We start from the raw sequence: 9,349 nt of genomic DNA on the forward strand, positions 1-9,349 counted from the left end.
CTTCCGATCTATGCCTTCGAACAATTTCTGTTCGCCTTTTTCGGCGATGAGTCTTGCATTCAGTTCCACCGGGAACACGGTTCCGTCCCGGCGTTTGAAAACGGTTTGAAAGTTGTTTACCCGATCCTCCTTTTCCAAGGATTCCATGAAAATCAGCCGGTCTTTGGAATCGGCATAAAACTGGTTTTCAAGGTCGGTTATAGATTCCATCATGGATTGGACTGAGGCGTATCCCATCATCTGGGCCAGTGCCGGGTTTGCCGTAATCAGCCGGCCTTCCGGAGTCGTCTGAAATATACCCTCGCTGGCATGATCAAAGATATTCCGGTACTTTTTGGCCAGGTATTCCAATTCCTTTTTCCCGGCTTTGAGTTTGGCGGCCATTTCATTCAAAGATCCTGCCAGAATACCGATTTCATCGCTCCGCCCGATCATTATCCTGTGGTCCAGATCGCCGTGGCCCATGCGCTCGGCCACTTCCTTCATCATAATGATCGGTCCGGCGATCTTGCGGCCGGTTAAAAAACCGACGATCAGAATAAACGGCAGAATACACAAAAAGGTAATGCCGGCGTGCCTCAGCATCTGTTGCTGGTATTCCTTTACCGTACCTGCCGAGATATCCACGCCGATCACCCCGGCCCGTGTTCCGTCCTTTCGGAAAAACGGGGCATAGCCGGAGAGCCAAGTGCCCCATTCGTCCGTATAAAAATCTGCCTCAACCACGGGGTGTTTCAATTCGGAAAAAGATGCGGCCAGTAACTTGGAGGGCGTCGTGTAGACCTCGCCCAGGTGGGCGGTTTTCTCTGGATCGGTTTCAGCATCAACGGCAAAAACGATTCCGCCTTCAGGGCCTTTGCGCATGGTGTAAATGAAATGGATATCTGTTGACGCGTTTCTGATCTGCTGCAGCCTGGAGCGAAAGGCTATATAGGCATTTCCGTCTTCCTGGGCAGGATCGGTCAGGGTGGCGTGGAGTTCACCATCAAGATTCGCGGCGGAGATGGCCACGATATCCAGCAGTCTGCGCCTGATATCCTTCATCACCTGATCCGCTGCAGTGCGGTAAAGAACAAAAGAGGTAATCCCGGATACGGCAAGGGCAAAGACAAAAATCAATACCGTTAACTTATGATTAAGTTTCATTCTTTGTTTTCATTCGTTTTTGATTTTATATGTATAACGCCGTGGGCGTTCTATTGTCTTAGTACGCTTTGTCACGGCCGGGGGGAGAGCGCTTCTGTATATTATGCTGTGACGTGTCACCTGAGTCCTTTTTCTTAATAAAAAATTGACGGGATGAATGTACTTTAGTCCCCCGGTTTTTGTCAAGGGAACTGGCATGCCCCTAACATACTATTTAAAAAACTTTTTATGATCTTTTTGCGCGGGACCACGGAAAAAAGCAATCAGTATTTTGTTTATGAAAAAAATTAAGTTGCCGGTTTACACATGATAAACTATATTTTAATGTGTAATAATTAAAAAGGATGTCTGTTATGCCCACAAATTTAGCCATTGATGACAAATTAATAGAGGATGCCTTGATTATCGGCAACCATCGCACCAAAAAAGCGGTGGTTACCGAAGCGCTGCAGGAATATATTCAACGACGAAAACAGGTGGAAATCCTTAAGCTGTTTGGAACGATAGACTATGATGCCGATTATAATTATAAAGATCAGCGGCAGGTAAAATGAAAATTCTGGTCGATACCTGTGTCTGGTCCCTGGCGCTCCGAAGAAAAGAACTGCCCGAGGGTGGCATTGAACTTCTTGAGTTTCAGGAATTGATCAAGGAGGTAAGAGTCCAACTGATCGGCCCCATCCGTCAGGAGATATTGTCGGGGGTAAAAAACAAATCGCAATTCACCAGGCTTAAAACAATATTGGCGGCGTTTACCGATTTACCCCTTTTACCGGAAGATTTTGAACTGGCCGCGGAATATTATAATCTGCTTCGCGGTAAGGGCATCCAGGGGTCAAATACGGATTTTCTGATATGCGCCGTTTCAATAAGAAATCGGATTCCCATATTCACAACAGACAATGATTTCACCCACTTTGGGAAACATCTTCCCATCATGCTTCACAGGCTGCGTATGGAGGAAAGATAAGGTGTGCAATGACCGTGCAATATAAATTTTTAAAGTAGGCACAATGGCCCCGGAACCTTTTTCCCAACTGACGTGTTGGCATAAGACATGAGCAAGGCAAACAAGGAAAGATCACCCATGAAAAAAATACCCTATGCTGTCGGAAGTTTTGATGAGATCCAGGAACAAGGATATTATTACGTAGACAAGACCCGATATATTGACGTGCTTGAACAATGGAAAGTCGCTGTATTCTTGCGTCCCCGGCGTTTCGGCAAAAGCCTCTGGTGCTCCACCCTGGAATGTTATTACGACATAAACCGCAAAGATAAATTTTCCTCGCTTTTTGGAGATACCTGGATAGGGCAAAATCCGACCCCGCTTAAAAACAGTTTTATGGTGCTGAGATTAAATTTTTCTGTGGTTTCAGTTACGCCCGATATCCGAATCATTGAAGAAAATTTTACAATAACACAAGGCGCATCCCTGCAAACCTTTTTGTCAAGATATGCTTCATATCTTGGCGATTTAGGGATTACCAGGGAAATGTCTGTTGCCAATCAACTGCAAATCATTATTGAAACAATACAGAATCATAGCTTGCCGCCCCTCTATATTATCATCGACGAATATGACAACTTTACCAATCAGCTTGTTACCACCCGCAATGACGATTTGTATAAGGCACTGACCACAGGGGATTCTTTTTTACGTTCCTTTTTCAAGGTCATAAAATCCGGCATTGAGATGCAAAGCATCGGCAAGGTCTTTATCACGGGTGTGTTGCCAATTACCATTGATGATTTGACCTCGGGCTTTAATATTGCCGAGATTGTGACCTTAAACAAACAATTGGTAAGTATGCTGGGGTTTACCCATAAGGAAACCCAAGAATACCTTGCCCGGGTGTTTGATGCCTGTGAGTTTGATCCTGCCCGTATGCCTGAAATCCTTGGGATCATGGAAAACCATTATGATGGTTACCGTTTCCTGCCGGATGTGGAAGACACCCTTTATAATTCAACCATTGTTACTTATTTTTTAAAAAATTTTGTTTTAAACGATGGTGAAATCCCCCGGGAACTCATAGACGACAATATTAAAACCGATGTGTCCTGGATAGAGCGGTTGACCATGGTTAAGGAAAACACCGATGCCATGATGGATGCCCTGGTGTTTGAGAACAGTCTTGAGTACGATCAAAAACAGCTTGTGTCCAAGTTTAATATGCGGCAGTTTTTTGAAAAGGATTACTATCCTGTTTCTTTGTTTTACCTGGGTATGGTCTCCTGCTTTGATGATTTTACCATGTGCCTTCCCAATAATACCTTGCGCGAAATTTTTATTGATTATTACAATGAACTCAACCGCTATGAAGTGTCCAAAGGGTACACGGATATGTTCAGGAAATTTCTTGCAGAATCTGACTTGGAAAGATTGTTTGCAGGCTTTTACAAAACTTATCTTGGACAATTCCCGGCCCAGGCCTGGGACAAGATAAACGAAAACTTTGTCCGCTGTGCTTTTTATGAACTTTGCACCCGTTATCTGTCTCGCTGGTTCACTTTTTCCATGGAGGTAAATTACCCTTCGGGCCGAAGCGACTGGGAAATGACCGGCAAATACCATACAAAATACAAGGACACCAAAACCATTATAGAGTTTAAATATGTTCCGGCCAAAGAGGCGGATAAAATTTTATCCCTTAAAGCCCCGTTCAAAGCGGATGCGGATCAGGTGATGGGATATAAGAAGGATGTGTTGCAAACTTTTCCTTATTTTTCCATTGATGCGGTTGTTTGTTATGTGGCTGGCAATAAAGGGTTTAGATTTTTTCAGGTCGGATGAAAATAGAATCCGGGATCAAATTTCTAAACTTGTCTGGCAGAATTCAAATCATGCGGATATCACCTCCCGAATGATTTATTCCACCATTGTTTTCCGGATTTCCCATCCGCCGTCACCCTGTATAAACAGAATTTTATCGTGATAGGCCTTCAGGGTGGGACGGTGGCCCACGCTGATGTAGGTGATATCAAGCTGTGACAACGTGTTGTACAGCGCTTTTTCATTGTCCACGTCCAAGGCGGAGGTGGCTTCATCCAGGATGGCAAATTGGGGTCTTGCCAGTAACAGTCGTGCAAAGGCCAGCCGTTGCTGTTCGCCTTGGGAAAGCATCTCTTCCCAGTTATTTTCCGCGTCGATAAAAGAGTTGTCCCCGGCTGCACGCTGCATTTTTTGGTACAGGTCCGTGAGATTGACTCTGTCCATGGCTGCTTTGACCTGATTGTCGTCCAGGTGGTTCCCGCCGGGGTATTGTAGCTGTTCCCGCAGGCTGCCCAGCACCATATACGGTTTCTGGGGCAGGAACATGACTTTGTCCGCCGGAGGGTGTTCAATGGTGCCGGAGCCCGAGGCCCAGAGCCCTGCGATGCCACGCAGCAGAGAGCTTTTACCTGCACCGGAATGGCCCATGATCAGGACGCTTGTGCCCTTGTCAAGGTCAAGGCTCAGGTTCTGGATCAGGGTTTGTTTATAATCAGGGGTTTGCAGGGTGAGATCTTGCACCCGGAGGGTCTCTTTGGCGACTCGTTGAATCCGGGTCCGGTCCTCCGTGCCGTTTTCCGGCATTTTTGATCCGGATGCCGTAAAGAGCCGCTCCTTAAACGCGGAGACACGGTTGATGCCGGCGGCAAAGGCGCTGATGCTGTCAAAATACTGAACAATAATGGAAAAGGCGCCCAGCACCTGCCCAAAGGCGAATGAGGCCTGGGAGATTTCGCCGAACTCCGCCTTGCCTGAAAAATACATGGGTGCCACAATCATGGTCGGCAGGATAATGACAAGGTAATTGTAGCCGGTGGTGAAAAATTCAAGGTTCCGCTGCCAGCCAATGAGAAAATTAAAATTTTTCAGCACCGCTTTGAACCGCTTGAAAATCTGCTCCTTTTCCCCTTGCTCGCCCTGGTAAAAGGCAATGGCTTCGGCATTGTCCCGGATGTGGATCAGACCGTACCTGAAATCGGCTTCCTTGCGCAGCTGGTTGTAGTTGAGCCCCACCAGGCGTTTGCCGATGAATATGGTGATCAGGGTGCCGCAGAAGGCATAGACGAAAAGGATACCGGACAAAAGCCTGGAAATGGACCACAGAATGCCGGTAAAGGCTACAAGGTCGATGATGGCACCCAGAATGATAAGCAGAAAACTTAAACTGGTAACCGTGAACTCTTTCAGGTCCTCGGCCAGCCGCTGGTCCGGGTTGTCAATTTCCTTGCTGGTGGTCAGGGCATAGTAGGCCCGGTTTTTAAGATAATTGTCAATGAAGCTGGTGGTGATCCACTCCCGCCAGAACAGCCCCAGTTTTTTTCTGATATATGAGTAAATAACCACAATGGGGGTGCCTATCACAAACACCGAGGCATACACATAGAGAAACCGCCAGAATGTGGGCTGGTCCTTCTGGGCAAGGGCGGTCTGGAAAAAACGGCCCACATAGCTTATGATTACATTAAGCCCTGAAACCGTGAATGAGAGCAGAAGAAGAATCCCAAGGATGCCCCAGGGCAGAAAAAATCCTTTCAGCTTTTTGGAGTACAGGGAAAAGACCAGGATCGGAATAAGAAATCCGGCACCCAGAACCCAGATCAGTCCGGAGTGGACAATGCCCTGAATCCAGTCCATCAGGCCCGGAGCGGTTTGGGTGATAAAATCAGGCGCAAAGGCGCGGGTGGCGGTTGTGGCGGCGGTAACGAACAAGAAAAGCAGGGATGCCACAAAGGCCATCACCAGGCACAGCAGTACAATAAAACGCGCTCTGCTTTTAAGGTTCTGGGGAAGCCAGAACGCCTGGGCAATGTCCAGGTATTCTTTCCATAAGTTGAGGTCCAGTCTTGAAAACCCGGAGATGTCGCTGGGAGTCATTCAATGATCCTGTTATGATTTGCTGTCATTTTGATCCACATGGACTGGTAAGGGGCAAGGTCCAGTCCCGCATCAAGGTGTACGGTCTTTTCCGATATCAGATCTACGCCGGCCTGCTGCCAATGAGCGGGCAGGTCTTTTGGGGGAATGGTGAGGGCCTGGTCTGTGATGTTGTGAATGCAGAACAGGGCAAAGGTGTTGACGACTTCATCGGGCCTGCGCTGGAATGCCACCACTTTCCGGTTTATGTTAAAGGTGGTCTGTCCGGCGTCCGGATGAAATGCTATCTGCTGTTTTCTTTTGTCCATGAGGGAACAAAGGGCAAAAAATACCTGGTAATGGTGGTCGTCGGGATTGGAAAGCTTTTCACACAGATCCGGGTAGTTCCAGATATGGCGGTTCACGGCCCGGTTGGACCCCAAATTTTCCCTGCGTTCATAATCATTCTCCGTACCCAGCAGGCTGTGGATATAAATGGCGGGAATGCCCTTGAGGCCCAGCATGATGGTGTGGGCGCAGATAAACCGTTCGGCCTGGAAATTATCCTTACGGCAGTGAACCGTCCCTTTCATGGCATCCCACAGGCTGATATTGATCTCGTAGGGGTTGTCCTGGCGGCCATTGAGCGCCCGGGTGGAAATCCTGCCGCCAAAGGCCTTCATCAGATCAATGAGCTGTCTCATCTCCTGGTGGGAAAAATAGTCTTCCACAGGGCGTAACCCAATGCCGTCGTGGGAGGCGATAAAGTTCAGGCAAGTGTTACTTTCCATGGTGTCGGGCATGGTTTTCAGCCAGTCTGTAATCCCTTTGCTGTTGCCTGTGACCATGGTGTTGAGCACAAACGGGGGCAGGGGAAAATTGTAAACCACCTGGGCCTCGTCGCCGATGCCGAAATAGGACAGGTTTTCACGGGCAGGCACATTGGTTTCCGTGATGATGATGGCCCAGGGGTTGTGGGCCTGGATCAGGGTGCGCATGAGTTTGACAATTTTATGGGTCTGGCCCAGGTGCAGACAGGTGGTGCAGACCTCCTTCCACAGAAACGCCACGGCATCCAGCCGGAATATCTGTACCCCGTTATCCAGGTAATGGCGGATAATGGATAAAAATTCCATGAGCACGTCAGGGTTTTTAAAATCCAGGTCCACCTGGTCATGGCTGAAGGTGCACCAGACATGACGGGGGCCGTCGGTTGTGTCCACCTCCCGCAGCAAGGGTGTTGTCCTGGGCCGGATCACTTTGGACAGATCACTTTCCGGGTCTACGGTCACATAATAATCCTTTCCCGGGTGGATTCCTTTTTTGAAATTTTCAAACCATTGGATCCGGGACGAGGTATGATTGACCACCAGATCGGCCATAAGCCGGCAGCGCCCGGCAATTTTGCGTATATCCGTCCAATCCCCCAGACTCGGGTTCACCGTGTAATAATCCATGACCGCAAATCCGTCATCCGAGGAATAGGGGAAAAAGGGCAGGATGTGGATAATGGAGAACCGGTCATGGGTAAACTCCGCCAGGAACCGGTCAAGGGTCCTCAGGGGCCGGTTTTCTTCTTCCATAAGGGAATTGCCGTAAGTGAGCAGGGCAATGTCTTTTTCAGACCACAGGGGGATGGCTGACGCACAGCTGTCATCCAGGGAGTCATGAATGGGTTCGAAAACGGCAATGGCCTTCCGGGCCAGCGTGTCTGCATCCTGCCCGGGGTAAATGATTTCAAGATAGGCCCTGACCTTGTCAAGCAGGCAGGCCGGCGTTTTAAGGGTGGTATTGTTCATAGTCTTTTTCAACCGCGTCTTTTAATTCATCCATAATGTCGGGGAAAGCAGATTTTACCCGGTTCCAGGCCGGGATAAACGGCGTTGTATGGGGCTCTTCAAGGAAGGTATTCCCGGCGGCCAGGATATTTTCAGCAAACAGTTCCACGGCCTGTTCTTCCTTGTGGCGGTCCAGGTTCAAGCCGTTCATCAACGCGTCATTGTGGTAGATTTCCACAAAATCCAGGGCCTGGCGGTAATAGGTGGCCTTAATGGTCCGAAAGGTTTCTGCTGTAAACACTTCACCTTCCGTTGCCAGCTTTTTAAAAATGGCCCCGGCAATGTCAATGCTCATTTTGGAGAGCCCTGCGTCGGCATCTCCAAAACTCAATGGCTGGTGCTTGTGATCATAGGTGTCGGCAATGTCCACCTGGCAGATCCGGTTAAGACTGTAATTCCGTTTCATTTCGTACAAAATACCCACCTCAAGACCCCAGTCCGTGGGCATCCGTAAATCTTTAAGTACATTGGTCCGCATGGAAAATTCCCCGGCCAGAGGATACCTGAAGCTCTCCAGATAATCCAGGGATTCGGATGATGAACAGATTTTTTTCAGAGCGGATAAGAGCGGCGATACCAGAAGCCGGCTCACCCGGCCATTGACCTTGGACTCGGTGAACCGCGCATAATAGCCCTTGCAAAATTTATAGGTAAAGTCGGGATGGGCCACAGGATAGATCAGCCGGGCCAGAAGGGTGCGCTCATAGGTTAATATGTCGCAGTCATGCAATGCCACGGCATCCACCATCCCTGATGCCAGCACATATCCGAAACAATACCAGACGTTTCTGCCCTTGCCCGGTTCCCCGGGTGCCAGCTTCATCTGAGCCAGTTTTTTATCAATGGCCTTTAATCGCGGCCCGTCGTTCCAGAGGATGCGGTGGTGCTGGGGCAGGCGGGAAAAAAATTTCAGCGCATGCCGGTACTGGTCTTCAGTGGCCCGGTCCAGGCCGATGACAATCTGGTCCAGATAGGTGACCTTGGCAACTTCTTCCACAATATGGGCCAGGGCAGGCCCCTCAAGTTCGGAAAAAAGAGAGGGCAGCACCAGGCCTAGGGGCAGTTTTTTTGAAAATTGATTGAGCTGGGATTCCAGTTCTTCTACCGGTTGCCGGGAGAGGTTGTGCAATATGGTAATCATACCGTTTTGATGAAAATCGCCCATGTTTCAATGTCTCCTCAATTAGGTTAGGTTAATGGCCTTGAATGCTTCCCGCCACCCCTCAGGCCCCCTGGCTGTTGTGCGGATAATGGTTTGGGGCCGGTTCAGTTTAATCTGATCGCAGCGGGCCGAACAGATCACAACCGCAATGTCCATCATATCCAGCATGGCCTGGTCATTGGGGCTGTCCCCAAGACCAATGGTGAAGGGGACACTGCCCATGTCTGCGGTATAAAGATCCAGCAGGCAGGCCACGCCGTCCTTTTTATCAAAGGGCCGGGATATGGAAATGAATCGCCCCCCCTGGACCCAGCCAAGGCCGGCGCCGGCAAGATGCCCGGCAAACGCCTCCCA

Annotated in this window: 8 protein-coding genes; 3 read left to right on the forward strand and 5 right to left on the reverse strand. The window is 49.1% G+C overall.

Going from position 1 to position 9,349, the window contains the following annotated elements:
* Window positions 1-1,146 (reverse strand): PAS domain S-box protein (locus tag AB7U36_RS12375; RefSeq protein ID WP_428160075.1); only part of this gene is annotated, 1,146 nt, incomplete at its 3' end.
* 353 nt (window positions 1,147-1,499) lie between these two features.
* On the opposite strand from AB7U36_RS12375, the gene AB7U36_RS12380 reads away from it, so the two are divergent.
* The 3 genes from AB7U36_RS12380 to AB7U36_RS12390 all read left to right on the forward strand — a co-directional run bounded on the left by AB7U36_RS12380 (window position 1,500) and on the right by AB7U36_RS12390 (window position 3,943).
* Window positions 1,500-1,700: a type II toxin-antitoxin system VapB family antitoxin gene (locus tag AB7U36_RS12380; protein WP_428160076.1), complete on the forward strand. Its 201-nt coding sequence runs from the start codon at window positions 1,500-1,502 to the stop codon at window positions 1,698-1,700.
* Window positions 1,697-2,116, forward strand: coding sequence for a type II toxin-antitoxin system VapC family toxin (gene vapC / locus AB7U36_RS12385; protein ID WP_428160077.1), 420 nt, complete (start codon window positions 1,697-1,699; stop codon window positions 2,114-2,116). Before AB7U36_RS12380 ends, vapC begins: the two co-directional genes overlap by 4 nt.
* Before the next feature lie 117 nt (window positions 2,117-2,233).
* On the forward strand, window positions 2,234-3,943 hold the full coding sequence (locus AB7U36_RS12390; protein ID WP_428160078.1) for an AAA family ATPase: 1,710 nt from the start codon (window positions 2,234-2,236) through the stop codon (window positions 3,941-3,943).
* A 75-nt stretch (window positions 3,944-4,018) separates the two neighbouring features.
* On the opposite strand, the gene AB7U36_RS12395 is transcribed toward AB7U36_RS12390, so the two are convergent.
* From AB7U36_RS12395 to AB7U36_RS12410, 4 genes are all read right to left on the reverse strand, one after another.
* Window positions 4,019-6,016, reverse strand: coding sequence for an ABC transporter ATP-binding protein/permease (locus AB7U36_RS12395; protein WP_428160079.1), 1,998 nt, complete (start codon window positions 6,014-6,016; stop codon window positions 4,019-4,021).
* Complete coding sequence (locus AB7U36_RS12400; RefSeq protein ID WP_428160080.1) at window positions 6,013-7,794, reverse strand: sugar phosphorylase; 1,782 nt, start codon at window positions 7,792-7,794, stop codon at window positions 6,013-6,015. The genes AB7U36_RS12395 and AB7U36_RS12400 overlap by 4 nt, the downstream gene beginning before the upstream one ends.
* Window positions 7,775-8,998, reverse strand: a complete 1,224-nt coding sequence (locus AB7U36_RS12405; RefSeq protein WP_428160081.1) for a glycosyl transferase — start codon at window positions 8,996-8,998, stop codon at window positions 7,775-7,777. The genes AB7U36_RS12400 and AB7U36_RS12405 overlap by 20 nt, the downstream gene beginning before the upstream one ends.
* 18 nt (window positions 8,999-9,016) lie before the next feature.
* Window positions 9,017-9,349 (reverse strand): hypothetical protein (locus tag AB7U36_RS12410; RefSeq protein ID WP_428160082.1); only part of this gene is annotated, 333 nt, incomplete at its 5' end.

It is taken from the genome of Desulfobacter sp., assembly GCF_050177295.1.

Excerpts from the sequence above, each read along its gene's own strand:
- AB7U36_RS12400 (WP_428160080.1), bottom strand. The coding sequence starts at position 7,794 with ATGAACAATACCACCCTTAAAACGCCGGCCTGCCTGCTTGACAAGGTC.
- AB7U36_RS12380 (WP_428160076.1), top strand. The coding sequence starts at position 1,500 with ATGCCCACAAATTTAGCCATTGATGACAAATTAATAGAGGATGCCTTG.
- AB7U36_RS12405 (WP_428160081.1), bottom strand. The coding sequence starts at position 8,998 with ATGGGCGATTTTCATCAAAACGGTATGATTACCATATTGCACAACCTC.
- AB7U36_RS12390 (WP_428160078.1), top strand. The coding sequence starts at position 2,234 with ATGAAAAAAATACCCTATGCTGTCGGAAGTTTTGATGAGATCCAGGAA.
- AB7U36_RS12395 (WP_428160079.1), bottom strand. The coding sequence starts at position 6,016 with ATGACTCCCAGCGACATCTCCGGGTTTTCAAGACTGGACCTCAACTTA.
- vapC (WP_428160077.1), top strand. The coding sequence starts at position 1,697 with ATGAAAATTCTGGTCGATACCTGTGTCTGGTCCCTGGCGCTCCGAAGA.